This window comes from Streptomyces chiangmaiensis, assembly GCF_036281785.1.
In the GTDB taxonomy this organism is placed as follows: Bacteria; Actinomycetota; Actinomycetes; order Streptomycetales; family Streptomycetaceae; genus Streptomyces; species Streptomyces chiangmaiensis.
Genome location: NZ_JAYWVC010000668.1, coordinates 1 through 789, shown reverse-complemented (window position 1 = coordinate 789; position 789 = coordinate 1). Strand labels below are relative to the sequence as shown.

Below are 789 nucleotides of genomic sequence, written 5' to 3'. Positions count from 1 at the left end.
GCGGAGTCGGTCAGGCTCGGCGAAGAACCCCCGGCCGGCATCGGCCCGACGGGCGGGCGCCGCCCGGTTCTGCGCCGGGCCGGTGTGGCCTCGATCCACCCGGGGATCCCGGAGTCCCCGTGGGCGCGCGGTGAGCCGGTGTTCGTCCCACCGAAATCCCCCTATATCGACGTTCTGTTCTCCGGTTGCTCTCACCTGGAACCGGTGCTGGACGCCGGTCCCGGCACATGGTTCGACCGGGATCCCGCGCGGGCGCGGATAATCCGTGAGCACGGGATTCACTCCATGATGATCGTGCCCATCCGCGCGCGGCGGGCGGTGCTGGGCGTGGTGGTGTTCATCCGCACCGAGGAACCCACCCCGTTCCAGGAGGACGATCTGCTCCTGGCCGAGGGACTCGTCACCCGGGCCGCGCTCGCCTTGGACAACGCCCGCCAGTACGCCCGCGAACACACCGCGGCCCTCACACTCCAACGCACCCTGCTGCCCCACCGTTTGCGGGACAGCGCGGCCGTCGAGGTGGCCTCGCGCTACCTGCCAGCCGACGCGGACACCGGCGTCGGGGGCGACTGGTTCGATGTGATCCCGCTGTCGAGCGCCCGGGTGGGTCTGGTCGTCGGCGACGTGGTCGGACACGGCATCAACGCCGCGACGATGGTGGGCGGCTTCCGCGCCGCCGTCCGCACGCTCGCCGACATGGACCTGCCCCCGGACGAACTGCTGGCTCACCTCGATGACACGGTCCAGCGGCTGGCCGAGGAAGACGAGGACCGCTACGCCGACGGCCAG

General features: G+C 71.5%; 1 protein-coding gene. It reads left to right on the top strand.

Annotation, left to right across the window (positions count from 1 at the left end; genetic code table 11):
- Nucleotides 1-789 (top strand): PP2C family protein-serine/threonine phosphatase (locus VXC91_RS46315; protein WP_329513322.1); only part of this gene is annotated, 789 nt, incomplete at both ends.